General features: G+C 69.9%; 24 protein-coding genes. 13 read left to right on the forward strand and 11 right to left on the reverse strand.

All coding sequences use genetic code 11. The features are described from left to right. Nucleotides 1-213: 213 nt before the first annotated feature. Together ACTMTI_RS01405 and ACTMTI_RS01410 are read right to left on the reverse strand one after the other, a co-directional pair. Nucleotides 214-1110 (reverse strand): hypothetical protein, encoded by an 897-nt coding sequence (locus ACTMTI_RS01405; protein WP_441117664.1) that lies wholly within the window; start codon nucleotides 1108-1110, stop codon nucleotides 214-216. Continuing rightward, nucleotides 1107-1445, reverse strand: a complete 339-nt coding sequence (locus tag ACTMTI_RS01410; RefSeq protein WP_441117665.1) for a hypothetical protein — start codon at nucleotides 1443-1445, stop codon at nucleotides 1107-1109. Before ACTMTI_RS01410 ends, ACTMTI_RS01405 begins: the two co-directional genes overlap by 4 nt. Before the next feature lie 123 nt (nucleotides 1446-1568). Between ACTMTI_RS01410 and ACTMTI_RS01415 the strand changes: the two genes are divergently transcribed. Both ACTMTI_RS01415 and ACTMTI_RS01420 read left to right on the forward strand, forming a co-directional pair. Next, nucleotides 1569-2000, forward strand: coding sequence for a YbaB/EbfC family nucleoid-associated protein (locus ACTMTI_RS01415; RefSeq protein WP_441117666.1), 432 nt, complete (start codon nucleotides 1569-1571; stop codon nucleotides 1998-2000). A 129-nt stretch (nucleotides 2001-2129) separates the two neighbouring features. Then, nucleotides 2130-2564, forward strand: coding sequence for a YbaB/EbfC family DNA-binding protein (locus ACTMTI_RS01420; RefSeq protein ID WP_441117668.1), 435 nt, complete (start codon nucleotides 2130-2132; stop codon nucleotides 2562-2564). A 22-nt stretch (nucleotides 2565-2586) separates the two neighbouring features. Here the strand turns inward: ACTMTI_RS01420 and ACTMTI_RS01425 are convergent, their stop codons facing one another. The 6 genes from ACTMTI_RS01425 to ACTMTI_RS01450 are packed head-to-tail and all read right to left on the reverse strand — an operon-like array spanning nucleotide 2587 to nucleotide 6979. Beyond that, nucleotides 2587-3933, reverse strand: a complete 1347-nt coding sequence (locus ACTMTI_RS01425; protein WP_441117669.1) for a hypothetical protein — start codon at nucleotides 3931-3933, stop codon at nucleotides 2587-2589. Nucleotides 3934-3955: 22 nt separating this feature from the next. Then, nucleotides 3956-4378 (reverse strand): hypothetical protein, encoded by a 423-nt coding sequence (locus ACTMTI_RS01430; RefSeq protein WP_441117671.1) that lies wholly within the window; start codon nucleotides 4376-4378, stop codon nucleotides 3956-3958. Beyond that, nucleotides 4375-5895 (reverse strand): hypothetical protein, encoded by a 1521-nt coding sequence (locus ACTMTI_RS01435; protein WP_441117672.1) that lies wholly within the window; start codon nucleotides 5893-5895, stop codon nucleotides 4375-4377. Before ACTMTI_RS01435 ends, ACTMTI_RS01430 begins: the two co-directional genes overlap by 4 nt. Next, on the reverse strand, nucleotides 5895-6257 hold the full coding sequence (locus ACTMTI_RS01440) for a hypothetical protein (RefSeq protein WP_441117673.1): 363 nt from the start codon (nucleotides 6255-6257) through the stop codon (nucleotides 5895-5897). The genes ACTMTI_RS01435 and ACTMTI_RS01440 overlap by 1 nt, the downstream gene beginning before the upstream one ends. Nucleotides 6258-6304: 47 nt before the next feature. Then, entirely contained in the window at nucleotides 6305-6616 is a 312-nt protein-coding gene (locus tag ACTMTI_RS01445) for a WXG100 family type VII secretion target (protein WP_441117674.1), read from the reverse strand. A gap of 18 nt (nucleotides 6617-6634) precedes the next feature. Then, nucleotides 6635-6979, reverse strand: coding sequence for a WXG100 family type VII secretion target (locus ACTMTI_RS01450; protein ID WP_441117675.1), 345 nt, complete (start codon nucleotides 6977-6979; stop codon nucleotides 6635-6637). Nucleotides 6980-7240: 261 nt separating this feature from the next. Between ACTMTI_RS01450 and ACTMTI_RS01455 the strand changes: the two genes are divergently transcribed. Next, nucleotides 7241-8377, forward strand: coding sequence for a hypothetical protein (locus tag ACTMTI_RS01455; protein WP_441117676.1), 1137 nt, complete (start codon nucleotides 7241-7243; stop codon nucleotides 8375-8377). 6 nt (nucleotides 8378-8383) lie between these two features. Continuing rightward, nucleotides 8384-9238, forward strand: coding sequence for a hypothetical protein (locus ACTMTI_RS01460; protein WP_441117677.1), 855 nt, complete (start codon nucleotides 8384-8386; stop codon nucleotides 9236-9238). Between the two features lies 1 nt (nucleotide 9239). On the opposite strand, the gene eccB is transcribed toward ACTMTI_RS01460, so the two are convergent. The 3 genes from eccB to ACTMTI_RS01475 form a co-directional block, all read right to left on the reverse strand. Next, nucleotides 9240-10655, reverse strand: a complete 1416-nt coding sequence (eccB, locus tag ACTMTI_RS01465) for a type VII secretion protein EccB (protein WP_441117678.1) — start codon at nucleotides 10653-10655, stop codon at nucleotides 9240-9242. 166 nt (nucleotides 10656-10821) lie between these two features. After that, complete coding sequence (locus ACTMTI_RS01470; protein ID WP_441117679.1) at nucleotides 10822-11679, reverse strand: M23 family metallopeptidase; 858 nt, start codon at nucleotides 11677-11679, stop codon at nucleotides 10822-10824. A gap of 265 nt (nucleotides 11680-11944) precedes the next feature. Beyond that, nucleotides 11945-17044, reverse strand: a complete 5100-nt coding sequence (locus tag ACTMTI_RS01475) for an FtsK/SpoIIIE domain-containing protein (RefSeq protein WP_441117680.1) — start codon at nucleotides 17042-17044, stop codon at nucleotides 11945-11947. 362 nt (nucleotides 17045-17406) lie between these two features. Between ACTMTI_RS01475 and ACTMTI_RS01480 the strand changes: the two genes are divergently transcribed. Genes ACTMTI_RS01480 through ACTMTI_RS01520 form a run of 9 tightly spaced genes read left to right on the forward strand, consistent with a single transcriptional unit; the run spans nucleotide 17407 to nucleotide 23297 of the window. After that, nucleotides 17407-18075 (forward strand): hypothetical protein, encoded by a 669-nt coding sequence (locus tag ACTMTI_RS01480; protein WP_441117681.1) that lies wholly within the window; start codon nucleotides 17407-17409, stop codon nucleotides 18073-18075. A 1-nt stretch (nucleotide 18076) separates the two neighbouring features. Further along, nucleotides 18077-18793 carry a hypothetical protein gene (locus ACTMTI_RS01485; protein WP_441117683.1) on the forward strand — a complete coding sequence of 239 codons (717 nt, stop codon included), beginning with the start codon at nucleotides 18077-18079 and terminating at the stop codon, nucleotides 18791-18793. Further along, the gene (locus tag ACTMTI_RS01490; RefSeq protein WP_441117685.1) at nucleotides 18790-20085 is read left to right on the forward strand and encodes a CpaF family protein; all 1296 of its coding nucleotides are present in this window, start codon (nucleotides 18790-18792) and stop codon (nucleotides 20083-20085) included. The genes ACTMTI_RS01485 and ACTMTI_RS01490 overlap by 4 nt, the downstream gene beginning before the upstream one ends. Before the next feature lie 3 nt (nucleotides 20086-20088). Next, the gene (locus tag ACTMTI_RS01495) at nucleotides 20089-20937 is read left to right on the forward strand and encodes a type II secretion system F family protein (RefSeq protein WP_441117686.1); all 849 of its coding nucleotides are present in this window, start codon (nucleotides 20089-20091) and stop codon (nucleotides 20935-20937) included. Beyond that, nucleotides 20930-21850 (forward strand): type II secretion system F family protein, encoded by a 921-nt coding sequence (locus ACTMTI_RS01500; protein ID WP_441117687.1) that lies wholly within the window; start codon nucleotides 20930-20932, stop codon nucleotides 21848-21850. The genes ACTMTI_RS01495 and ACTMTI_RS01500 overlap by 8 nt, the downstream gene beginning before the upstream one ends. Next, nucleotides 21850-22086 carry a hypothetical protein gene (locus ACTMTI_RS01505; protein ID WP_441117689.1) on the forward strand — a complete coding sequence of 79 codons (237 nt, stop codon included), beginning with the start codon at nucleotides 21850-21852 and terminating at the stop codon, nucleotides 22084-22086. Before ACTMTI_RS01500 ends, ACTMTI_RS01505 begins: the two co-directional genes overlap by 1 nt. A 16-nt stretch (nucleotides 22087-22102) precedes the next feature. Next, complete coding sequence (locus tag ACTMTI_RS01510; protein ID WP_441117691.1) at nucleotides 22103-22501, forward strand: TadE family protein; 399 nt, start codon at nucleotides 22103-22105, stop codon at nucleotides 22499-22501. Continuing rightward, complete coding sequence (locus ACTMTI_RS01515) at nucleotides 22498-22896, forward strand: TadE/TadG family type IV pilus assembly protein (RefSeq protein ID WP_441117693.1); 399 nt, start codon at nucleotides 22498-22500, stop codon at nucleotides 22894-22896. Before ACTMTI_RS01510 ends, ACTMTI_RS01515 begins: the two co-directional genes overlap by 4 nt. After that, a complete protein-coding gene (locus tag ACTMTI_RS01520; protein ID WP_441117695.1) occupies nucleotides 22893-23297 on the forward strand; it encodes a flp pilus-assembly TadE/G-like family protein in 405 nt (134 codons plus the stop codon). The genes ACTMTI_RS01515 and ACTMTI_RS01520 overlap by 4 nt, the downstream gene beginning before the upstream one ends. Nucleotides 23298-23316: the final 19 nt, after the last annotated feature.

The following is a 23316-nucleotide window of genomic DNA, read 5'->3' on the forward strand; positions in this document are numbered from 1 at the left end:
GCGCACAGTCGTGGCGTGGATCCTGCTCGCCCAGTCGCCGCAGCCGGTCGTCCCGGTCGGCCGGCTCCGCCCGGCCGACCAGGCGCGACATGGCCTTGCACAGCCCCTCCCCTTGGCGAACTGGTCGTCCACTGAGCGGAGGAGCTTTCCCGGTCGATATAGCCGAAGTCCCCGAAATGCGTCACAGGTAGCATCCCGCACCAGAAGTCACCATCAAGGCGTGGTGGTCTTCACATCCGGTGCGATCCAGTCGAAGTCCTGGTAGCCGACCGGCAGCTGCCCCGGGGCGGGCGGTTCCTGGAAGGAGGGCAGGTCCCGGGTGTCGATGGTGGCATGGGCGAAGTCGATGGCCGCGGCCCCTCCCGGGAACACGAAGCCGAACTGGTGTTGCTTCTTGACCAGGGATCCGAGGACCTGCATGCCCTCCTTGAGCATGTTCCCCAGCATGCCGGCGATGATCGCCGTGGCGCTGAGCAGCAGCGATCCGACAACCCGCTCCATGATCATGCCGGTTGCCGACACCGTGGGCACCGGCGAGAACTTCATTGCGATGGCGGAGAGGAGCAGCGAGCCCGCTGTCGCCACCGTCGCCCCGAGCTCGAGCCAGAAGTTACGGAATCCGGCGGCGACCTCGTCGATCACACCCCCGACCTCGTTCAACGTGTTACGCAGCGCGCCGATCTCCCGCTGGAAGAGCCCCAGCGCACGCGCGAGCGCCTCCTGGTCCTGCGCGATCCAGCCGCTCTTCGATGCGCGTTCGATCCGGGGAATGGTGTACTTGACGCCGTCGTCGAGCCGGGCCGCCATGCCGAATTTCCAGGTGGCGGCCGCCTCCGCCATCGCCGGTTCGTCGGCCGCGGCCATGGCCGCCACCGCGACGACCGGGATCAGGTAGGGCGACAACCTGGCGAGCCCGCGCAGAGTGCTGAGAACCCTGGCGCTGAGGGACTCCGCGGAGCCGGCGGCCATGGGTGCCGCCCGGCCGACGGACGGGCCGAGCGAGGGCGTGCGCGTCGGCCGGAGCGGGGAGTTTCTGTTGATCGCTTCCAGGTACGGGTCGCGTCCGCGTCCCCTTCCCTTGTTGATCGCCTGGAGGTACGGGTCGCTCATGCGCGGTATCGCACGACGCTGTGCTCTTCGGCGGCCCGCCAGTTGCGCTGGCAGACGGTCAGAGCCTGGGTCCAGCCGTCGCGGTCGCCAGGGCCGCCGCCGACGAGCGTGATCTCGGCTTCTCTGAGCAGCTCGTCGGCCCGCTTCCTGATGCCCTCGTACGTGGCTCCGATGATCATGTCGCCCAAGACGCCGAACCCTTGACCTGACAGCGCCGTCTCCGGGGCCAGACCCTTGACGAAGCCGATCATGTCATCCTTGAGGTCGACCTCCACCATGACCCGCGTCTTGGCGATACAGCTCGAGGTGATGTGGATTTCACGTTTCGTTGCCACGACGTCTGATTCTTGCGGTGTTTTGCCCCTATTTCATCATCTGTAACAGGATTTAGTGATCGCTTCAGCAATCGGAAAGCCGCCGCTCCCAGATCGTTAACCCGCGAGCGGTGGCGTGTTGGAATGAACTCCAGCAATTTCCACCCCGACGACCTCGACCGTGTCCTGCAGGAGAGCGAAAGCGCGATCCGCGCGCTGGCCGGCGCCATGGGCGAGCTGGGCACGGTCACCGGCGAGGGCGAGAGCCGCAGTGGCATGGTCCGTGCTCGGGTGGACGCCAACGGCTGGCTCGACGATCTGCGGCTGGGCGCGAGGGCCTCCAGGATGGAGCTGGACGAGCTGACCCAGGAGATCGTCCAGGCGGTCCGCGCCGCCCAGGACGACCAGGCGCGCAAGACCCTGGAGCTGATGCCCCAGCAGTCCTTTCCCGGCATGTCCTTCGACGAGGTCAGCCGCCAGTTCCAGGAACTTCAGGACGACTTTTCGCGGCACATGAACGAGCGGCTCGACGGCCTGGAGACCATCCGCCGCCGCGTGGATTCCGGCGACGACTAGTCCGCCGGTCCGCGCCGCGCCACCAGGACTTCGACCGGATGGAGCCGAAGCGGGACACCTCCCTTGTCGACCCCTGAGGATAGGGTTGTGGTGTAAAGCGTCTCTTGTGGCATATGGGGTGTGGGGTTGATGGAACGCCAGTACGGGGCGATGGACCTCGGCAAGATCCTCAAGAACGCCGATGCGCAGATGGCGCGCGTCGCTGAGCTCCAGACCGACCTTACCGAGCTCGTCGGCCGCGCCGAGGACGAGGACGGCTTCGTGGTGGCCGAGTTCGGCAGCGCCGGGCTCAACGAGCTCATCCTCCACCCCAAGGCCATGCGCCTCACCTCCGGCGAGCTCGCCGCGCGCATCAAGGTCGTCATCGAGGAGGCCACGGCGGACCTGCGGCGGCAGCTGTCCGAGAAGATGGAGGAGGCCTTCGGCGAGGACAACCCGATGCGCTTCGGCCACGACCCGGATGGGGCAATGGAGCAGGTACACCAAGCCAAGGCGGCCTACGACCGGACCTTCGAGGACCTCATGGGCGACCTCGACAGGATCCGGCAACGCATGGAGGACTGACCCGCGGGATCGCGGGCCAGCCTCAGCCGATCTTCCCGGGGCTCGTGGGGTGCGGGGAGGACCAGACGTCGCCTTCCGGGTCGTAGATTTCGCGTGTCTGCTCGCTGCCTTCTTCGCCGCCCGCACCCATTCCCATCCCGGGGAGGAAGGGCATGAAGCTGGAGCCCGTCGTGGAAATCCCGCCCCTGAGCACCGCGGGGCTGGCAGCCGCCGTGCCGCCCGAGCCGTACCACATGTTCCCCGAGCCCGGCGTCCCGGGCGCGGTGGAGAACGGGGTGGAGGTGCTGGTGGGCACCTGCGTCGTGGGAACGCTGGTGACCGGGTTCGTCGTGGTCTGCTGCGGGTTGGCGGTGGCAGGCGTGGTGGTCGTGGTCGTCGGGTTGGCGTCGGCGAGCTGCGTCTTGTTGTCGGCGTCGATGACCGGCGGCACGTCCTGCTGGGTACCGTCCCGCTCTTGAGCGGAGGGCTGCTCCTGCGGCGGGGTGGCGTCGCCGGGCTGCTCGGGCGAAGCCGGATCCTGTGTCCCCGTGGACGGGTCGTCCTGGTCCTGGCCGGAAGGCTGGTCCGGCTTCTGCGACTGCGGCGGGTCGGTGTCCGGCCTGCTGTCCGAGCCGCCGCCCGTACCGCCCCTGCCGTCCGTGCCGCCGGAACCACCCGTGCCGCCGGAACCACCGGCGCCGCCCGAACCGCCCGCGCCGCCGGAACCGTCGCTGCCGCCGCCGTTCCAGTAGGTGGTCGTGCCGGTCGGCGTTTCGGTGCCGCTGCCGGGGTTGAGGCGCTGAGCCTTCTGGGTTTCCACTTCCAGAGGGGCGATCGTTGGAAGCCGGAACGCCAGGCCGTCGGCCAGCTGCGTGTTCAGCTCGGCGATCTTGTTGTTCAGCCGCTCCAAGTGCGCGCGGGCCGCCTGGTCCACGAAATACCCGAGCGAGTCCTTCCTCGCGAAGGCGGTCTTCTCGTTCTCGTTCTCGACATTGGTCGTGCCGCCGGCGAAGTCGGCCGAGGGCATCGTCGTCCGGTACGTCCTGAGCTGCTGGGCGTACTCGGTCATCGGCTTGCCGGTCTTCTCCATGGCGTCGCCGAGCGCGGCGGCGCTCGCGTGCAGCAGCCGCAGCGCCTTCAGCGCCTCGGCGGCCCCCGAGCCGCGCCAGACCTCGGCGAGCTGTTCGGCGGCCTTCAAGATCGTCCCCTCGAGCCCGTCCTTGCCGTGGACCAGCGCTGCCGCCTTGACATAGCTGTTTCCGGCGTTCTCGATGCTGTCCGGGTCGGTGTTCTTCAGATAGGAGACGACCATGGCCCGGGTGACGGTAAAGCCGGGCTTGGTGTCGCCGAGGTAGTCAAAAAGCCTGATCGGCTTCCATTCGTCGGCCATCTACGCCATCCCTGCCGCTGTGTCACGCACTGCTGTCTTTTTGCCCTTTTTCGTAGTTGACGATGGCCCGCTCGACCGCGTCCGCCCACTTCTCGATGTGGTCGACGAGCTGGCTGTAGCTTTCGCCGAACGCCTTGTACGCCTGTTCGAAGTTGGCGCCGAAGTTGCTGGCCACCTCCCACTTGCCGGTCGCCTCCGGCCCGACGTTGCCCAGCCCCTGCACCTCGCCGACCGTGCCGGGGCCGCTCCACGTGGCGCTCATCGACGCCTGCGGGGTGCCTTGCACGTACACTCCGCCCAGGTTCTTACGCAGCCGCGAGATGACGTCCCTGACGGCCGCGTGGTCGACGTACGGCCCGCGGCCGTCATCCTCACCCAGCCCTGGGAAGTCCTTGGCGAGCTCCAGCTCAGGTGGGGGCGAGCCACCCTCAGGCGCGCGACTCATGCCTTGCCTTTCGCATTACCGCGGATATAGGGATTCGTTGTCGGCTCCTCGCTCCTGAAGTAGTCCTCCTCCTCGAGGAGCCACGTCTGCCGCGTGCTCTCCTGCTTCTCCTCGCCGCCTCGGGAGCCCGCGGGCGGGATCATCGGAAACATGGAGGAGGACCCGTTGGCCGGGCCGCGCAGGGCGGCGGCCGTGTTCGCGGCGTTGGCCGCCCCGGAGGGGTAGCCGGCGCCTCCCGAGCCCGATCCGCCGTACGGGCTGCCGATGCCGGCGGCGCCCGGTGCGCTCGGGCCGGTGCCGGGAGCGCTCGGGCCGGTGCCGGGAGCGCTAGGGCCGGTGCCGGGCGCGCTCGGGCCGGTGCCCGAGTTGGGACCGGCAGGGGACGGGTCGGGGATTCCTTCCAGCGACGAGTTCGGGCGGTCCGTGCCGGGGGCGGTGGGGCTGTTCTGGCCCGGAGCATTGACGGCGCCCGGGGCGTCGGCCGTCCCGTTCGTTCCGGCGTCGCCTGGGTTGGCGCCGGCGCCGGCGCCGGGACCGGTGTCCGTACCGGGGCCGGTGTCCGTGCCGCCTGTGCCTGGGCCTGTGCCGTCAGGGAGGCCGGTCACTGGCTTCGTGCCATCGAGACCGGGGATCTGGTGCCGGCTGGGGTCCTGCAGGCCGTCCTGGTTCGGCCGGTCCAGGCCGTCGAGGTCGGAGCCCGCGGGGTTGAAGGGTTGGTTGAGTCCCACCGGCACGACGCCGTTGGGCCTGTCGCCGCCGTTGAGTGGGATGTTCCGAAAGTTCGGAGGAGGGGCGTCGAACTCGGGGATGTCGGTCCTGAGCTCCGGCGGGAACACCTGGTTGTTGGCTCTGGTGGCCTCGGTGAGCAACCTGATGTGCTCCTTCGCCTTCTTCCTGTCCTGCTCCTCCTTGGAGTCGCCGACGAGGTTCTGGAACGGGCCGTCGGTGAAGGCGGCGGTGACGCCGCCGGCCACCGTGCCGACGACGGCGCCGATCACCGCTCCCGGCCCGGCTCCTACGCCGCCGAAGAAGACGCCGATCCCGGCGCCCGCCATGCCCCCTGTCGTGCCTCCCTGGAAGGCGCCCTCGAGGATCGAGACGTCCCGGTCCGGGGACTCGGGCAGGTTCTTGCCGCTGAACGCCGCCAGCGTGTGGGCTTGCAGGAGGAGCGCGGGGGCGACGCCGGACGGGTTCTTCGGGCACTGCTCGGCGTTGACGGGCTGGTCGGCGATCGTGGTGGACACATCCGCGGCGGCATCCCGCAGCCTGCGGAGCGAGGTCTTGACCACCTTGGCGTCCTCGCCCGATTTCCAGTGCTCGTTCAGCGCCCTCAGGTGCTTGTCGATCACTGCGACGAGGTTGTCGAGCCGCTGCTTGGCCGTGAGCAACTCGCCGGCCGCGTTGCGCAGCAGCTCGGGCTTGTTCTTGGCCAGCGCTTCCCCGAGCATGTCGAGGGTCGCGCCGTCGAACTCGCTGCCGTCGATCTGCGCCCTGATCGGTCGCTGGTATTCGACCATCAGGTCCGCACCGATCGCGAACGTTCCCCGCCGTCGAGCTCGGCGCCGTCGTAATTGCCCAACGCCTGGTTGAGCAGCTTGATGACGCTCTCCACCTGCGTGGCGATGTTGTCGTACGAGCCGGCCACCGTGGTGATGCCGTTGCTGGTGCTCGACTGGAAGCCCATGGCCGCCGGCCAGAACCCGCTAAGAGCCTCGTAGTCGTTGCCCAGCTGGTGAACCGCCCCCGCCTGTGCGAGGACCGGCGTGGCGTCTCCGCCGTTCTCCTTGTCAGGACGCAGGAGCGCGAGCGCCTCCTCCAGGTCGGTCCTGGCGGCCTTGATCGCTCTCCTGCTGAGATCTACTCCACGATCGTTGCCCATGCTCCCCCTCCGCTGTCAGGGCCCCGGCGGGATCGCCCCCGCCCGGCCTACTTGCCGTCGAAGATTCTGGTGTTGATCATCTCGACCTGCTTCATGTTCATGTTCGTGATGTTGATGTTGCTCTTCAACAGGCTGACGAACTGCGACATGTCGTTGGCCTCGACCTTCCAGAGGGTCCTGACCTCTTCGAAGACGGTCTTGGTCTGGCCCTGCCAGATCGCGCCCTTGGCCAGCAGTTTTCGCTCCAGTTCGTCGAGAATGCCGACCATGTCGTTGAACGCCGTCTGGAAGGCTTCCTCGCCCTTCTCCAGACCGCTGTAGTTGACCTTTGTGACATCGAAGATGTCGTCTGCGGGCATTGCGGCCTCCCCTTGCTGCTAGCTGAGACGCGAGTTGAACTGCTGGTTGATCAGGTTGTTGATCTGGTTGGCCGCAGCCTCCCGCTCCTCGTTGAACTCCTTGTAGTTCTTGTTGCTCACGCCGATGTTCTCCGCCAGGCGCTGCAGGCTTCCGAGGACGCGGTCCATCCGCAGGTGCCACGTCTGGTGCACGCGGTCGAAGGCCATCTCCGATTGGCCGACCCAGTTGTGCTTGAGCTCCACGCCGGCGGTGTCGAGCTTCTGCTGGACCGTGCGCAGTCGCTGGGCCGCGTCCTGGATGGCGGTGATCGCGTCCCTTAGGTCGGCATCACTTACTTGAGTCTGCGGTTCTGTTGCCCCCACAGGGTCTCCCTCCCTTGCTGGTCGGCTGACTCAGGCCGACAACCATGTGTCGGCCTGTTTGGCCACATTAGTGAACATGCATCCCTAGGGTCGCACGTGATCGAGTTAATTTTCCATATCTTCGGGACGGATCGCAGGTATATGGACGGTTTGGGGTCGCTGATCCTGGGTCGTGGCGACTGCCCGCAATGTCGGTCGTTGCCTGTACGACGTCTGTGTGGCTGGCGTAGCGTATGGGGGCGTACGTGACAAGGGGGGCTCGTGTCCAACTCATTCCCGTCCAGCGAAGATCTGTTCTCCGCTGCTTCCAGCGGGTTCGGCTCCACCATCGACCCGCGGAGCGTCGACCCCAAGTTCGATATGACGCACTCCCGCGTCAGGGCGCTGGGCAAGAACGTGGGCAGCTACGGCCAGGACCTGACGCAGATGAGCACCAAGACCCGGGCCATCGACATGCACACGCTGACCTTCGGCGTGATCGGCGGCGGCCTCAACGTGGCGCATCGCTCGGTGCGCGACGCGGCGGCCGACGCGCTGAAGGAGGCCAGGGAAGTGCTCGAGTCGTGGAAGAAGGCGCTCGGCACCGCGGCCGACAACACAGAGGACGCCGAGGAGGCGAGCAAGGCCAAGAAGGAAGCCGAAGGACCCCCGGGCGGCAAGACCCCCATGGGCGGGCTGGGCAAGGTGCCACCGATGGGCAATATAGGCAAGCCCCCCGGCCTCGGCGATATCGGGAAGCCGGGCGGCATCGACCCCAAAGGCCCGGGGTTCGACAAGCCCGCCTTTGACCAGCCGACCTTTGAGAAGCCCAAGGCGGACCAGCCGAATATAGACCAGCCTTCGTTCGAGAAGCCGGATACGGGCGACTTGGAGCGGCCGGATCTGACCAACCCGGACCTCGGTGGGGTGCAGCAGCCGGATCTGAAGAACCCCGACCTGAGCGGGGTCGACCAGCCCAAGGTGAACGCCCCCGACCTGAGCGGCCTCGATCAGCCTCCTAAGACCGATCTGGCTGGGGTGGACCCGAACCTGCCTAACCCGAACCTGCCTAACCCGAACGTGCCTAACCCGAACCTGCCTAACCCGAGCACGCCGCTGAACCGCATTCCGGAGACCTCGGCGTTCGACCCGCGCGCCGCCGCGCCGCGCACGGCGGTCGGCTATCCGGAGAGCGGTACCAGCATGGGTTCCTCCAGCCCGGGATCGGGTCTGGGCTCAGGGAGCATCGCCCGCGCGCTGAACAGCGGGATGCCGATCTACCCTCCGCCGATGGGCGGAGGCGTTGGTATGAACAACGAGGACAGGGACCGCGAGCGCGGCCCGCACGTCGGCGAGGACGAGTCGGTGTGGGCCGGGGACGAGGACTACGCGCCGCCAGTGCTCGGCAAGGAGGTTTAGGACAAAGTGGCCTACGAAGAGGATTTCGGTCTCTTCCACGGTGCCCTGGCGGCGGCGATGTTGTCGTTGACGGTCATGCCGTACGCGTACCCGGTCGTCGGGCTCATCGGGTTCTTCGAGGGGGCGGACCCGAAAGAACAACATCGGGCGGCCGAGCAGTGGCTCAACGAAACCCCGGTCGATATGGGACCAGCGGCGCCGGTCGGCGTGCTCGTCACCGGTCCTCAGAAGTGGCACCCGCCCATGGCGGAGCCCGGACGGTCCGACCAGTCGGCGGGCGTGAGCGACCTGACCTACCTGCGGAGCGAGCTGAAGCGGTTGACCAGGGAGATCGGCGAAGCCGGGGATTGGGCGGGGCGTGCCTACTCGTCGTACGTGAAGAAAGTCGAGGAACTCGACGGGTACCTGGTCAAGCTCGAAAGCAACAGGGTCAACTGCGGGAACACGCTCAAGTGCTCGGCGACGGGATTCCACGTGCTCATAGGGTTCTGCGTGGGTGTGGCGGGCGTCCTGACGGCGCTGGCGCTCTGGGTCACGATGGCGAAGATCAACTTTGCGTACTCCGTGATGGTCCAGCAGCAGGCGGTCAGCAGGGTGCTGGACCTCCATGATCTGGTTTCGAAGGTGTTCTCGAACCACTGGAAGCTCGTGATGCGCGTCAGCGTCATCCTGGCAGGCGCAGGCATCATCGCCAACCAGGCTGCCAAGGACCTGCCGGGCCTCAGTGCCGTGGAGGCGAAGAACCCGAACCTGATCGAAGCCGGCGCCATGTGGAAGGCCGACAAAGCCGACATCGTCGACGCCCCGGAGAAAATGAAGGAGCCGAAGATGCCGTCGATGTTTCCCGAGGTCGGCTGGTGACCTATCTGCCGGCCACGGTCACGGGCGCCATGGCGGCCGTGGGATCCAGCGCCGGCCCCTGCGGGATCGCGCGCATGAGGCTGGCCGGCACGGGAGCGATGTCGGCGGCGTCATAGCCGAACTTGGTGAGCACGTCGGCCGACGGCACCGGATAGCGCACCCCCTGGTCGGTGATCAACGACAGCGTGCTCGCCACCGCGTTGAGCTGGCCCTCGCCGGGCAGTACCCCGGCCACGACGGCGCTCCCCGGCGGAAGCAGCACCTGGTCGAAACGGTCCTGTACGCCTGTGCTCGACGGCATCTGGATCGCGATCTTGCTGCCGACCGTCACCTTCGCCACGACCGAGCCGGCCGCCGTGTTCGGATACACCGAGCAGAGCGGCACCGAGCCGGACACGTTGACGACCTTCGGCATGACCGTCGGCAGGGTGGCGTCCATGAGGTTCTGGCGCGACGGTGACGCATTGGCCGACGCGGCGTCGATCTGTATGGCCTGCACCGGGCGGTTCCCGTACGCCTGCTTGCTGGCCGGATCCTCCAGCAACAGCCTGGCCTGGACCGCCGTGATGGGCGCCAGCCCGTCGTTGAGCAGCACGTACCACCGCGCCGCGGTGCCCGGCAGGGCCGGCACCGTGAACACCTGCCCGACCACCGCCGTGACCTTGCCGCCCGCCCGCACCTTCTTCCCTCGATCCAAAACGGGCGGGCTCTTGAAGTCGTGACCGACCGGCAGCGCGTTCAGCCACGCCGGGGGAACCTTCCGGGGCTGCGCGCCGAGCACCCGCACGCCCAGCTCGCCGACGCGCATGCGCCGATCCCCCCAGATCAACCAGTTCTGCTGCCCGTCGGAGACCACCATCGCGCCCTCGCCGACAGGTCTCCCGCCGATGTCCATCCCGCCGATCAGGGTCGTGTACGGCCGACGCCCGCCCACATTGTCGGGCCCCTCCACCACGCACACCGACCACGGCGCCTTGACCAGCTTCTCGCGCACCGGCAGCGAGTCGGGTGCTCCGGAGATCCCGATGAGCGGCCCGCGGCTGAACTTGGCCAGGGACGCGGCGGTCACGCTCCGGGTCTTGATCTCCGCGGCATCCAGCACCAGCCGCGCGGACACGTAGTTCGCCACCGGCAGCAGCCGCCGCTGCCGCTCGCTGTAGACGAACTTGGCCCCGCTCTCCTCCTCGACCAGCAACTGTCCCGGATCCGTCAGCTTGGTGGCGTTCCCGGGCTTCACCAGGCCCCAGATCCCGAACGCCGCCAGCACCAGGACCCCGACGAGGATCCCGCCGAACGTGGCCACGTTCTGCCGCCGCATCGGGGATTCGGGCACGTCCGGCTCGGCCTGCAGGAGCGCCATCCCGAGCCTCTGCTGCATCAAGCGGTGCGCTTGATAGAGGTCCTTATTGGTCTGCACAGCCCCTCCCCGCGGTCACAACCCGCGCATCAGCATAAACGCCCCTCTGTTCCCAGAAGGTGTCTTACGCACCATTCCCATCTCCGACACGGGGTCGCCGGCGGCCGGCGACCCCGCGGGACGGGCGAGTCGGAGGCCCGCTGAGAGCGGGATGTGCGCGTCGCGATCAGTCGCAGTGCTCCCGCGGACTGTCGTACTTCGCCGAGCCGATGGCGCCGCCCCACTTGATGCAGGTGCGGGCGGCCTTGGCCCGGACCGGCCCCGCGTAGTACTGGAAGCTGCCCTGGGCCGTCTTCCGCGCCTGGCCCTCGACCTCCAGATAGGCCCGCATCGCGGCCTTGCCGGAGGTGCCGTTGCGCAGGGTGACGACGCAGTTCTGACCGCTGGAGGCCGAGTAGAGCAGGACCACCCGGCCCGCGGAGCCCAGGGTGGCCGAGTCGATCTGCTTGAAGCCCGCGCCGCAGACTTCCGTGCCCGAGTAGGGGTTGCCGCCGTTGCTCGGTGGCGGTGTCGGCGTCGGCGTCGGCGTCGGCCTTTCGCCGCCGCCGCAGTTCTTCGAGGTCAGCGTCTGGTTCGGGTAGCGGAACCTGACGCCGTTGAACGTGGCGGGCACGATGGACCCGGAGGAGGTGCGCTGCTCGTAGTGGAGGTGGGCGAGCATCGTGTACTTCTCGGACGTCTTGCCGACCGTGCCGATCTTCTGCCCTTGCGCCACGGTCGCGCCCTTGGCGACCGAGCGGGCGTTCAGATGGGCGTACAGCGTGACGGACCCATCAGAATGCCGGATCTTGACAACGTTGCCGAAACCATCCGTCGTCCGGTATTCCGACATCACCACCGTGCCCGCGGCCGCCGCCACGACGGTCCTGCCGAGGTCCCCGTTGCCGTCGCCCGCGCTGCCGTTGAAGTCGATCTCGTTGCCGGCGGTGTGCGCCCGGCTCTTGCTATTGCCGACCCAGGTCTCCCCGCAGGGGAACGGGAGCTGGAACGTGGGCCCGGCCGTCACCACCGAGGCGCTTGCCACGGTCGCGCCGCCAAGGGGGAGCAAGGCGGCGCCGCAAATGCTGACAAATAAGTTCTTGATCCGCATGGGGGAAGGGTGCCAGCTTGATCATCGGCACGTCCAGTCATTCACTCACTGTTCACAAGTCGTACGCTCCCGCCCCGCGCCCTGCCACATGTGGGCCCGGTTTGGGGACGCCGGTGCCACCTGGGCTGCGCCATCGGCACCTCCTTGGCCGAGGAGGCGTGCTTCGCCGCGCAGGGGATCACGTCGTACGGCGCGGACGTCATCCGTCCGGGAGAGCCGTTTGGACGGGGGTGATGTTGCCGGTCGTCACCAGGAAACCGCGTCCTGGTGGACCTCCGACCGTCCCGCGAGGCAGCCGGATCGTGAAGATGTCACCGTCGGCCTGACCCTGCACCGCCAGCAGCAGGCCGGTGCGGGACTTGCGCGTCTCCGCCACGAACCCGCGATAGGCGACGGCCAGATCCCCTGTCGTACCGGCGATCAGCAGCCCGTGGTCGCCGTCCCTGCCGGAACGCAGCACCTCCTCCAAAGCCGTCCCCAGCGGAGAATCGGGATTGATCAGCTCGGCGTCGTCCACCAGTACGACGTAGTGGTGCTGGTCGGCGACCAGCTCCGGCAGGTTCGCCGCGTTGCCGTCTAGCACGGCGAGCGCTCCGGTCAGCTCTCTCAGCGGGCTGCGTCTCGGCGCGATGGCGATGACGGGTGTGCCTCGCGCGATCAGCGAGTGGGCGGCCGTCAGCAGGGCCGACGAGCGGCCGGAGCGGGACGGGCCCGCGATCACGGCGCCGGGGCCGTGGGCCAGCAGGTCGAGCCCGAGCGGGGCGAGGGCGTCGCCGCCCGCGCCGACCAGCGCCCACAGCGGCGAGGGAGGGCTGAACGCTGGATCCAGGTCGAGGGTCTGGGCCGCGGTGATGCGCATGGGAAGGGCATCGACGCGCAGCGGCGCCTCCCCTTCCCAACGCCGGCCGCTTCTCCCGGCGGCCGGCGCTTGCGCGTGAGCCTGGCCTGGTGGAAGGGCGTGCGCGGCGGCGCGGGCCAGCCCTTGGAGGGCCGCCACCTGGGCGGGGCCGGCCGGATCGGGGGAGAGCAGGGCGATGTGGTGTTCGACGATGCCGTGGTCGCCCATGGAGAGCGCGCGGCCGGGAGGTATCGACGCGGGCAGGCCCTTGAGCGGGAACCCGGCCAGGCCATAGTCGGAGGAGTCGGAGAGGCGGAGGAGCAGCCGATCGTCGAAGACGGTGGAGACCTGGCCAAGCAGGCCGGACCGGTCGCTGGTGATCACCGCTCTGAACCCCACCGCCGGGCCTTCGCGCAGGAGCTGCAGGAGCGCCTCGATCAGGCGGCCGTAGTCGTAGCCCTCGAACGCGGCCACGAAGCCCTCCCAGCGGTCGAGCATGAACACCAGCCAGGGGAGCCGGTGGCCCGCTTGCCGGTATTCGGCCAGGGAAGCGTGCCCGGCCTCGGCCAGCAGCTGCTGGCGGCGGCCCACCTCGGCCCGGAGCCGGGTGAGCAGGCGCTCCACCCGGTCGAGCTGGTCACGGGTCACCACCGCACCGCAGTGCGGCATCGCCACCAGCGGAAGCAGCGCGCCCGAACCGCAGTCGACCGCGTGGACGTGGACGTCTCCGGGGGAGACGTGGGCCGCAATGGACCCGGCGATCGTCCGCAGTGCCGTCGACCTGCCGCTGCGCGCGGACCCCGCGATGAGGAGGTGACCCCCGTGCGCCAGGTCGAGCGCCAGGGGTTGCCGGTCCTGCGCCCACGGGCGATCCGTGATGCCGAAGGGCAACGGCGCCACCTCGACGAACGCGCCGGGCGGCGGCGGAGGAGGAGTTGCCGGTCCGGCGGCCGGAACGGCGTTCCCCGCCGCGGGCCGGCCGGAGCCCTTCACCCGGGCCCGGACGGGGTTGCCGCGGAAGGGAAGTCCCGCCGCGTCAAGGCGAGAGGCTCCTGACCCGTTGGTAGCAGCCGAACCTGGCGCGGGCAGCGCGGCTGCGGATGCGTTGCCGGACGCGTCGATGCCGGACGCGTCGGAGGTGCCGCGGGACACGGGGACGGTGTCGCCGGATGCGGCGGAGTCGGAGTTCGCCGTCGGGCTGGAAGGCGGAGACCCCGAAGCGGCGCCGAATGTGCCCGGCGGCGTGGCCGAGAGAGCGCCGGATGTGCTGAGGTCAGGGAGGTCCAGGACGAATTGGGTGGGGAGCGGCTCCAGCCAGGGGCTGGGCTGGGTGGGGACGCCGGCCAGGCGGGCGGCCTCGATCAGGGCGTCGGCGACGAGCGTGAGGTCCGTGACCGTCGAGTCCTCCTCCGGCTCTGGAGGAGGCGGGAGAGGCCGGCCCAGAGAACGCCAGTCCACCTCGAGCACCCGCACGTTGCCACTCGCCCCGCCGCAGGCTTCCGGGCTCCCGCCCGTCCCGTCGAAGGGGCCCTGCGCTGCCCGCGCTGCGGGGTTGCCGTTCGCGCTTCCGTCCAGCGCTCCTGAAGCCGGGGCCACGGGAGCGCGGCCGCCGACTCGGGCCGTCTGCACGGCGGTCGCCGCCCCCACGCCGGAACGCACGTAGCAGCGGCCCGGCGTGGATTTGGAGATGTGGGCCGCGTCCGGGGTGTCGATGACGTCCGCTGATTCGGCGGGCTCCGTGACCCGCAGCGCGATCCGCAGGGACGTGTTGGCCTGGATGTCGGCCGTCACCACGCCCGCCGGGCGCTGGGTGGCCAGGATCAGGTGGATGCCCAGCGAACGGCCCCTGCGGGCGATGTCCACCAGGCCGGTGACGAAGTCGGGCAGCTCGGCCACCAAGGCGGCGAACTCGTCGATGATCAGCACCAGACGCGGCAGGGCGGGACCGGTGTAGTCGTCGATGTCCTTGGCCCCGGCCCGCAGCAGCAGGCGCTCCCTGCGGCGGATCTCGGCCGCCAGCGAGTCGAGCGCGCGTTGTGTCAGGTGGCCGTCGAGGTCGCTGACCATGCCGACCGTGTGCGGCAGGCGTACGCATTCCTTGAACGCCGCCCCGCCCTTGTAGTCGATCAGCACGAACGTGAGCTGGTCCGGCCGGTTGGCCACCGCCAGCGCGCAGATCAGCGTCTGCAGCAGCTCCGACTTGCCCGCGCCGGTCGTGCCGGCGATCAGGCCGTGCGGGCCGTCGAGCCTGAGGTCGACCGAGAACGGGCCCTCCGGGCCGACGCCGATGAGGGCCCTGGTGGAGCCGCGCTCGCGCCATCGGGCGGCCAGCTCCTGGCCCGATGGGGCGGGCAGGCCCATCAGATCCAGCAGGCGGACCGCGTCCGGCAGGTTGCCCGCCGGGTCGTCCCTGCTCACGTCGCGGATCGGGGCCAAGGCTCTGGCCAGGCGATCGCACCAGGCGGCGGACACGAGGTCGCCGAGGACCGGGCCGATGACGTCGAGGCCGCCGCCGCGCAGGTGCACCAGCCCGTCGGCGCCGCACGCGGCCACGGTCTGGCACTCCTCGGGCAGCAGGCGCTGGTCGTCGTCGATGGCCAGCGTGAACACGCCGGCACGCGGCCCCTGGCGCAGCACCTGCGGCATGCTCGGCAGGCCGCGCAGGACCTGGGCGCCGTCGAGGATCACCAGGACGTCGTAGGGACGGACGTCGTAGGAGGAGAAGGTGGGCTTCTCCGGCCCGCCGAGATCGTCCCAGCCGCTGGGGATCTTGCCCAGCTCCGGGATGGTGGTGTTCTGGCGCTCGTCGATGAGGGCGGCGAGCTCGGAGACGCGGCGCGCGGCCGACTCGGGGTCCGTGCCGGCCAGCGCCACGCACTCCTCTCCCGCGCGTGGTGCGCAGTGCGGCAGCCATCGCAACCAGCCCCAGCGATGCTCGGCGTCGGCGTGCGCGGACACGACCACGATGGCCAGGTCACGGGGGCTGTGCAGGGTCGCGGCCTGGGCGATGAGCCAGCTCGCGAGGCTGGTCGCGGCGGCGCGCGGCCCCGTGACGCCGGCCACTCCCAGCCTGCGCATGGGCAGCGCCACGGGCACGGAACGGCAGATCGGCGGCTCGATGGGCCCGCCCTGCTCCTCCGACAGCTCCAGGTTGGCGGGCAGATCGGCGAGCCCGACCCGGAGCCGGAGCGAATCGGAATCGTGGATCCTGCGCTCCCACAGCCGCCTGCGTGGCCCCGTGGCCGTGAGCAGCACTTGGGCCGGGTCCGGCGCGTCGGCTCTGCGGGCCGACTCGTCGGCCACCCTGGCCCGCTCGACCGCTTCGTCGTATGCCTGGAGCCGTTCCTTGAACTCCTTGATCGCCTTCTTGTGCTGCTTCTTGCCGTGGCGGCGGTCGCTCCACCATTGGCCGATCATGATGATCGGCGTCATCAGGGCGACGAGCAGGTAGTACCACTGCCGCAGGGCGATCGCGAGCGTCAACCCCAGCACCGCGGGCAGGAAGGCGGCCAGCAGCTGCAGGCGCAGGCCTTCGTTCCTGCCCGGCTCTTTCGGCTTGACGAACTTGCGCTCCGGCTCGGGCTGCCGGAGCCTGGGCGGGCGGTTGTAGGCCACGCCGCCCTCGCTCCTGGGGGCCAGGTGCGCGTCCCTGGGCTCGACCGAGGTGAGCACGAAGACCGACGTGCCGCAGGTCAGCACCGCCTGATCGGACCATTGGGCGGGCTCGGTGAGCGGCCGGCCGTCCAGCTCGGGTGTCTCGCCGTAGTCCGCGGCGAACTCGGCCGCCTCCCGCTCGGCGACCCGCGCCGTCAGCTCGGCGACCTCCTCTGCCCACCGCCCCTTGAGCTTGAGCTTGGGCGTCTCCCCGGGCTGCTGCCGCGCCCGCTCCACGGTGATCCCGTCCGGCGTCACCCGGACGGTCACCGCCTCCGGAGCGAGCGCTGGGTCGGCGGCGGCGATCGCGCACGTCGGGTCGGCGCCGATCACGTGCGTGCCCAGCCCCAGCCGGTGCACTGCCCCCGCCGCGGGGCCGCCCACCACCCGCACCTCGGCCACCCCGCCCGGCTCCTCGATGACGGTGGCGCGGGCCAGGTGGGCGTCGAGCGTGACCTTGTCACCGTCCCGCAGCACGGCGGTGGCCTGGGCGCGCGGGTCGAGCGGGCGGCCGTCACGCCACAGGACCGGCGCCTCGCCGGCCAAAGCGGTCCTCTCCCGGCCGGCCCTTTCCGGCGTACGCGGTCGCGGCACGTGGAACCCGGCGACGTCATCGGCCGTCGCCGCGCCGGACGCTCCAGCGGACATCCCGTAGGGGGCCCGCGCTCCGGGCAGCCGGACGACCTTGGCCAGAGGCCCGTGATCGCTGAGTGCCTCGCTCACCCTCGCCACCGTGGCGCCGTCGTCGCCGTCGATCACGACGTCACGATCGCCCTGCCCGCCGAGCACGGTGAGCATGATCCGCATGATGCCGTCTCCTCGCTCGACTCCGGGCGCCAAGGTAGCGCCCGAAGCGACGCTAGGCCCGCCGGTTGACGGCAATGGCATGGCAAGCCGCGGCTGTGGACAAGGAGGGTTGGCGCTCCGGGTGGCTGTGGATGAGTTTCCGGCCAAACCATGAGAACAAAGGGGCCTATGTGATTTAAGTGGCGACTACCCGGAAAAATCCTCATTCGTCAACTCGATAGAGACAATAAGTATTGATCATTTCGCATTGTCATCCCGTCACCTGCGAAACGAGCATGGGTCCTCGCATTCCGCCCCCGCCGCAGTAACGCCGCCCACATAATGGCGTGGTTTCCACCATTCACATTGGGAGCCCCCCACCCATGAGGACCAGTGAAAAACCTGCCGGCAACGCGGCGGCGGGGTTGTCCGGCCCGGCCTCGCGCAAGCTCCCCGTGCCGCCCCGAGAACGCAAACCGGCCCTGGCCGCGCTGGCCGTCCTGCTCATACTCGGCGGAGCGCTGGCCACGACCCTGCTCGTGCTGCGCAGCGGGGACCGCATCTCCGCCATCAGGGTCACCCAGCAGATCGGTGCAGGTCAGAAGTTCACCGAGCAGGCGATCGAAGAAGTCAAGATCGCCGATACCGGCATCGAATTCGTGAGCTGGTCCCAGCGCGGGCAGGTGCTCGACAGCTTCGCGGCCGTCACGATCCTCCCGGGCACCCTGCTCACGAACCAGATGGGCGCCAGGGCCAGCACCGAGCTCGGCGAGGGAAAGGCCACCGTCGGATTGTCGCTCAAGCCAGGGCAAATGCCCGCGGGCGTGCAAGTGGGTGACCGCGTTCAGGTGATATTCGTGCCGAGCCGCTCAAGTCAGGGAGAAACCCGCGTACTCGCCCCCAGCGCGCTGGTCTTCGCCGCGGGCGACAAGTCCAGGTCGGGAAATTCCGGTCAGTTGACCGTGGTCGTGGATTCGTCGGTAGCGCCGCAAATCGTGGCGTTCGCCTCCACCGGGGAGATCGCGGTGGCCGAGCTCCCAGGGGCACGCTGACGTGGGGCTGATCGTGCTGGCCGCCGACAAGGGCGCGCCCGGCGTGACGACGGCCGCGACGGCCCTGGCCGCGGTGTGGCCGCGGCCGATGCTGCTGGCCGAATGCGACCCGGCGGGCGGCGACCTCGCCTACCGGCTGCCCGCCGCCGACGGCGGCGTGCTCAACCCGGGCCGGGGCCTGCTCACGCTGGGCGCGACGGCGCGGCGCGGCCTGGAGCCCGCCCAGATCCACCAGCACACGCAGAAGATCATCGGCGGCCTCGACGTGCTGGCCGGGCTCACCCACGGCGAGCAGGCCGCCGGGCTCACCTGGCTGTGGGGCCCGCTGGGCAGGGCGCTCGCCGCCATCCCGAACGCCGACGTCATCGCCGACTGCGGCCGCCTCGGCGCCCATCAGCAGCTCGGCGACCTGCTCGCCGAGGCCGACCAAATCGTGCTGCTGACCAGGGCGACCCTCGACCACGTCGCCCACCTGCGCGAGCGCCTCCAGATCACCAAGGCGCACGGCGTCGTCGTGATCGCCGACCCGCGCGCCTACCGCGCCTCCATCGAGGACGTACGCAGGATCATCGGCCCGAGCGTCCAATTCGTGTACGGCCTCGCGTACGACCCCAAGGGCGCCGAGCTCCTCCGCGGCCAGTGGGGCGGCCGCCTGGATCGCTCGCTCCTCATCCGTACGGCCCGCGACCTCGCGGCGAGGCTGGTGAGTCACCGATGATCGATCACTCGCTGGTCAAGCGGTTCCGCCAGGAGGTCGGCGACCGGTTGGCGCATCAGCGCAGGATCGACCAGGCCAACGGCCTGCCCGCGATGACCGGGGAGGACGAGCGCCAGTTCGCCAGGGCGCTGATCTCCCAGGTGCTCGAAGAGCACGCCCGCAGTGAGATCGGCCTCGGCCGCACCCCGCCCACGATCGAGGAGGAAGAGGCGCTCGCGGCCGGCATCCACGCCGCGCTCTTCGGCGTCGGCCGGCTGCAGCCGCTGCTCGACGACAGCGAGGTCGAGAACATCGACATCAACGGCTGCGACAAGGTCTTCGTCAGCTACGCCGACGGCCAGGAGCTCATGCACGAGCCGGTCGCCGAGTCCGACGAGGAGCTGATCGAGCTGATCCAGATCCTGGCGGCGTACTCGGGGCTGTCGAGCAGGCCGTTCGACACCGCGAACCCGCAGCTCGACCTGCGCCTCCCCGACGGCTCCCGGCTGAGCGCGGTCATGGACGTCACGGTCAGGCCGGCGGTCTCGATCCGCCGCGCCCGCCTGGGCAAAGTCTTCATGACCGATCTAGTTGGCAACGGCACGATAAGTCCGGACGTGGGGAGGTTCTTGAGCGCAGCCGTCGCCGCCCGCAAGAACATCATGATCGCCGGATCCACCAACGCCGGCAAGACCACCCTGCTCAGAGCCCTGGCCAACGAGATCCCGCCCAACGAGCGCCTCATCACCGTCGAACGCGCCCTCGAGCTCGGCCTCGACCAGTTCCCCGAGCTGCACCCCAACGTCGTCGCCTTCGAGCAGCGCCTGCCCAACTCCGAGGGCCAGGGCGAGATCTCCATGGCCGAGCTGGTCAGACGCTCGCTCAGGATGAACCCCAGCCGCGTCATCGTCGGCGAGGTGCTCGGCGACGAGATCGTCACCATGCTCAACGCGATGACCCAGGGCAACGACGGCTCCCTGTCGACCATCCACGCCAACTCCAGCATGGAGGTCTTCAACCGCATCGCCACCTACGCCCTGCAGGCCGGTGAGCGTCTCCCCATCGACGCCACCCACATGCTCATCGCGGGTGCCATCGACTTCGTCGTCTTCATCGAGAAGCGCAACGACTATCACCGCGGCGGCACCCTGCGCCGCTACGTCTCCAGCATCCGCGAGGTCAACGGCTGCGACGGCCGCGTCCTGTCGAGCGAGGTGTTCGTGCCGGGACCCGACGGCGCCGCCGTGGCGCACGCGCCGGTCTCCTGCCTGGAGGAGCTCATCGCCCATGGCTACACCCCAGGGGGCTGGTGACGGATGGCGATCACATTCGACCCGCTGGCCCTGCTGGCCGGGGCCGTGGCCGGCGGCGGCCTGTTCCTGTTCTTCCTCTCCCTGTACGGCCTGCGCCCCCGCCCGCCCCAGCCCAAGCGCCACCTGATCAAGATGCTGACCACCCGCGCCGCCATAGCCGCCGTGGCCGCCACCATGGTCCTGGTGGTCACCGGCTGGCCGGTCGTGGCGGTGGGCACGGTGTTGCTGGTGTTCGCCTGGCGCGGACTGTCGGGCGGCGCGGCCGAGGAACGCGCCGCGATGCGCCGCCTCGAAGGGCTGGCCGCCTGGACCGAGTCGCTGCGCGACACGATCGCCGGCGCGGCCGGGCTGGAACAGGCCATCCCGTCGTCCATCAGGGCCGCCGCCCCCACGCTGCGACCCCACCTCCGGGCCATGATCGACCGGCTGCACACCCGGATGGCGCTACCGGAGGCCCTCGCGCTGTTCGCCGACGAGCTGGACGACCCCTCGGCCGACCTGGTGGTGGCCGCGCTCATCCTCAACTCCAAGCTCCGCGGCCCCGGCCTGCGCGACGTGCTGGGCGCGCTGGCCGTCTCGGCCCGCGAGGAGCTCGACATGCGCCGCCGCGTCGAGGCCGAACGCCGCTCGACCAGGCGCAGCGTCCAGATCGTGGTGATCACCGCCCTGGTCTTCGCGGGAATCCTCGTGGTCTTCAACCCCTCGTACGTCGCCGAGTACGAAGGCTTCCTCGGCCAGGCCGTCCTGGTGGTCGTCGCCGGCCTGTTCGGCGCGGGATTCGCCTGGATGAGGCGGCTGGCGAGGTTCGACAAGCCGACGCGGCTGCTGATGGGAGGAGGCGGCAATGGTTGAGGGCGCGCTGGCCGGCGCGGTGCTCGGGCTCGGCCTGTTCGTGCTGCTGCGGGCGCTCTTCCCGGCCCGTCCCGGGCTGGTGGCGCGGCTGCTCGCGCTCGACGCCGTACGCGAGGACGCCGACGCGCCTCGCATCCAGCTCGCGCTCCCCGAGGAGGAGGTCAGCGCGTTCCGCCGCGGTCTTGGCGTGCGCCTGGCCCGCCTCTACGGCGCCCGCGGCTGGGAAGTCCGGTCGGTCAAGGCGGACCTGGCGCTGGTCGGGCGGTCGTTCGAGGCCTTCCTCGCCACCAAGGCGTTGCTCGCGGCCAGTGGCCTGCTGGCGTTCCCGCTGCTGCTCGGCTGGCTGCTGCTCATGGGATGGGGCACCTCGCTCGCCATCCCGTTCTGGGCCGCCGTGCTCGCGGCGGTCGTCTTCTTCTTCCTGCCCGACCTGCAGGTCAAGAGGGACGCGGCGGCCAAGAGGCGGGACTTCCGCCATGTCGTGGGCGCGTTCCTCGACCTGGTCTCCATGAACCTGGCCGGCGGCCGCGGCGTGCCCGAGGCCCTGATGATGGCCGTCTCGGTCAGCGGCGAGCAGCCCAACTGGGCGATGGGCCGCATCCGCGACGCGCTGCGCGGCGCCAGGATCGTCGGCATCACCCCGTGGCAGGCGCTCGGCCAGCTCGGCGAGGAGATCAACGTCGACGAGCTGCGCGACCTGTCCGCCGCGCTCGGCCTGGTGGCCGACGACGGCGCCAAAATACGCGCCTCGCTGACAGCCAGAGCCGCCACGTTGCGCCGCCGCGAGCTGGCCGAGATCGAGGGCCGGGCGGGCGAGCGTTCGCAGTCGATGCTCGTGGCCCAGCTCCTCCTCTGCGCCGGTTTCGTGATCTTTCTCAGTTTTCCCGCCGCTATGAAGATGTTGGGGGTCTGATGAACCATCCCTGGATCGTTTACCTCACCGCGTACCTGAGCTCGCGCATCCATCACGCCCGCACGGCGCCCACCCGTGGCGCCTCCGCGGTCGAATGGGTGATCATCACCGCCATCATCGCCGGGGTCGCGCTCGGCCTGGCCACCTTGATCAGGACCTTGGTCGAGCAGCAGCAGGGCGAGATCGAGCAGAGCTTCGGCGGTGGTGGCGGTGGCGGTGGCAACCCCGAGCCGTAAAGAGGGTGAGCGCGGCGTGGCGGCGGTCGAGCTGGCCCTGCTCATGCCGATCATCCTCGCGGTGGCGCTGCTCATCGTGCAGGTGGCGCTCTGGTTCCACGGCCGGCAGGTCGCGGAGGCGGCGGCCAGGGAGGGCGCCCGCGTGGCCAGGGCGGCGCCCGTCGACTCGGGCGACTGGGAGGGCGCGGCCACGACGAAGGCCACCGACATCGTGCGCGCCATCGGGCCCCGGCTGCTCGGCAACGCCACGGCCACGACGTCCGAGAAGGAGCCGGACGAGCGCTTCGTCACCGTGACCGGCAGCGCCGTACAGGTCATCCCGCTGCTGCCGTCGCTCACGTTCACGATCACCGCGACGGCGGGCGGCCCCGTCGAATGCTTCCGCCCGGACAACGGCGGCGAGGACTGCCAATGACGAGAGAGCACGAGCGCGGCTCCATGGCCGTGGAGACGGTCATGCTGGCGCCGGTCTTCCTGCTGTTCCTCATGTTCCTCGCCGGAGCCGGGGTGCTGGTGGAGTCGCAGGGGCGGGTCAACGGGGCGGCCAGGGACGCCGCCAGGGCCGCGTCGGTGCAGCGGACGTTCGACGAGGCCGAGGCGGCCGCCGAGGCCATCGCCGGGAGCGCGCTCACCGGCCCCTGCGGGTCCCCGTCGGTCTCCTTGGACGGCTCGGAATGGGAGCAGGGCGGCCGGGTCGAGGCCGAGGTCACCTGCGAGCTGGACCTGGGCTTCCTCGGGTTCGGCGGGTCCAAGCAGCTGACCGGCACGGCCGTAGTGCCTCTGGAGCAGTTCAGGAGGGTCGAGGAGTGAGCGAGCGGGGGTCCATGTCGGTGTTCACCGTGCTGTTCTCCGTGGTCGCGTTCCTGCTGGCCGGGCTGCTGGTGGACGGCGGCGGGGCGATCAACGCCCGGCTGCGCGCCGCGGACGTGGCCGAGCAGGCCGCACGGGCCGGCGCCGACCAGATCGACGTCGACCACCTCCGCGCGACCGGGCAGACGCGGCTGCTCGGCGAGGACCAGGTGTGCGCCAGGGCCGACGAGATCGTCACCGCGCAGGGCGGCGACGACGTGACCAGGGGCGAATGCTCGGTGGAGCAGCAGCAGGTGACGGTCACCGTGTCGGTGCGGTGGGAGGCGTTCTTCCTCGGCGCGATCGGCTTCCCCGGCACGGAGATGAACGGCGAGGCCGCCGCCGCGCCCGAAGCGAGATAGACCGAATCCCGCCACTCGA

It is taken from the genome of Nonomuraea sp. H19 (genome assembly GCF_052068215.1).
GTDB lineage: Bacteria > Actinomycetota > Actinomycetes > Streptosporangiales > Streptosporangiaceae > Nonomuraea.

Excerpts from the sequence above, each read along its gene's own strand:
- ACTMTI_RS01405 (WP_441117664.1), bottom strand. The coding sequence starts at position 1,110 with ATGAGCGACCCGTACCTCCAGGCGATCAACAAGGGAAGGGGACGCGGA.
- ACTMTI_RS01415 (WP_441117666.1), top strand. The coding sequence starts at position 1,569 with ATGAACTCCAGCAATTTCCACCCCGACGACCTCGACCGTGTCCTGCAG.
- ACTMTI_RS01420 (WP_441117668.1), top strand. The coding sequence starts at position 2,130 with ATGGAACGCCAGTACGGGGCGATGGACCTCGGCAAGATCCTCAAGAAC.
- ACTMTI_RS01425 (WP_441117669.1), bottom strand. The coding sequence starts at position 3,933 with ATGGCCGACGAATGGAAGCCGATCAGGCTTTTTGACTACCTCGGCGAC.
- ACTMTI_RS01430 (WP_441117671.1), bottom strand. The coding sequence starts at position 4,378 with ATGAGTCGCGCGCCTGAGGGTGGCTCGCCCCCACCTGAGCTGGAGCTC.
- ACTMTI_RS01435 (WP_441117672.1), bottom strand. The coding sequence starts at position 5,895 with ATGGTCGAATACCAGCGACCGATCAGGGCGCAGATCGACGGCAGCGAG.
- ACTMTI_RS01440 (WP_441117673.1), bottom strand. The coding sequence starts at position 6,257 with ATGGGCAACGATCGTGGAGTAGATCTCAGCAGGAGAGCGATCAAGGCC.
- ACTMTI_RS01445 (WP_441117674.1), bottom strand. The coding sequence starts at position 6,616 with ATGCCCGCAGACGACATCTTCGATGTCACAAAGGTCAACTACAGCGGT.
- ACTMTI_RS01475 (WP_441117680.1), bottom strand. The coding sequence starts at position 17,044 with ATGCGGATCATGCTCACCGTGCTCGGCGGGCAGGGCGATCGTGACGTC.
- ACTMTI_RS01480 (WP_441117681.1), top strand. The coding sequence starts at position 17,407 with ATGAGGACCAGTGAAAAACCTGCCGGCAACGCGGCGGCGGGGTTGTCC.
- ACTMTI_RS01490 (WP_441117685.1), top strand. The coding sequence starts at position 18,790 with ATGATCGATCACTCGCTGGTCAAGCGGTTCCGCCAGGAGGTCGGCGAC.
- ACTMTI_RS01495 (WP_441117686.1), top strand. The coding sequence starts at position 20,089 with ATGGCGATCACATTCGACCCGCTGGCCCTGCTGGCCGGGGCCGTGGCC.
- ACTMTI_RS01500 (WP_441117687.1), top strand. The coding sequence starts at position 20,930 with ATGGTTGAGGGCGCGCTGGCCGGCGCGGTGCTCGGGCTCGGCCTGTTC.
- ACTMTI_RS01505 (WP_441117689.1), top strand. The coding sequence starts at position 21,850 with ATGAACCATCCCTGGATCGTTTACCTCACCGCGTACCTGAGCTCGCGC.
- ACTMTI_RS01515 (WP_441117693.1), top strand. The coding sequence starts at position 22,498 with ATGACGAGAGAGCACGAGCGCGGCTCCATGGCCGTGGAGACGGTCATG.